This is a genomic window from Vibrio sp. YT-15 (genome assembly GCF_033337445.1).
GTDB lineage: Bacteria > Pseudomonadota > Gammaproteobacteria > Enterobacterales > Vibrionaceae > Vibrio > Vibrio alginolyticus.
The window spans coordinates 1-1,012 of the sequence record NZ_JAWOQR010000194.1; the positions used below are offsets into that span (position 1 = coordinate 1).

Consider the following 1,012-nt stretch of genomic DNA (forward strand, 5'->3'; position numbering starts at 1 on the left):
CTTATTGTTACCAATCTAGTGAAAAACTTTGTTGGTTTCGCACCGTTAGGCACGGTATTGGTTGCGATGCTTGGTGTTGCAATTGCGGAATACTCGGGCCTACTTTCAGCAGCAATGCGTGGCCTAGTAATGGGCGCGTCACAACGTATGGTGACGGTTACGGTTGTTTTTGCTGGTATCATTTCAAACACCGCTTCTGAGCTTGGCTACGTGGTTCTTATCCCACTTGCTGCAATGCTTTTCCATTCCCTTGGTCGTCATCCTCTTGCTGGTCTTGCGGCAGCATTTGCTGGTGTATCGGGCGGTTACTCAGCAAACCTTCTAATTGGTACGGTTGACCCACTGCTTTCAGGTATTACTGAGACAGCAGCTCAAATGATTGACCCGACTTACACTGTTGGACCAGAAGTAAACTGGTACTTCATGTTTGTGTCGACGTTCTTCATCGCGGGTATGGGTGCATTCGTTACAGAGAAAATCGTTGAGCCGAAACTTGGCAAGTACAACGAAGAAGAAGCGGCTGAAGATTTGTCTAACGACAAAATGGGCAACCTAACTGACCTTGAGAAGAAAGGTCTGAAAGTTGCTGGTCTTGCTGTGTTGGTTGTGTCTGCTTTGTTGGCTTGGACGATTGTTCCAGAAGACGGCATCCTACGTTCAGACGCTGGCACTGTTGCAGGATCCCCATTCCTGAAAAGTATCGTCGCTTTCATATTCGTATTCTTTGCTATCCCTGGCTTTGTATACGGTAAAGTCGTTGGCACGATGAAAACCGACCGTGATGTTATCGATGCGATGTCTAAATCAATGTCTTCGATGGGCATGTACATCGTGTTGGTGTTCTTCGCTGCGCAGTTTGTTGCTTTCTTTAAGTGGACGAACTTTGGGCAAGTATTTGCCGTTGCAGGTGCTGACTTCCTGCAAAGCATCGGTCTGACCGGCCCTATGTTGTTCTTCGCATTCATTCTGATGTGTGGCTTCATTAACCTGATGATCGGTTCTGCATCGGCGC

General features: G+C 47.5%; 1 protein-coding gene. It reads left to right on the top strand.

The annotated features are described in order from the left end of the window. Nucleotides 1-1,012 (top strand): AbgT family transporter (locus R7D93_RS26255; RefSeq protein WP_318129676.1); only part of this gene is annotated, 1,012 nt, incomplete at both ends.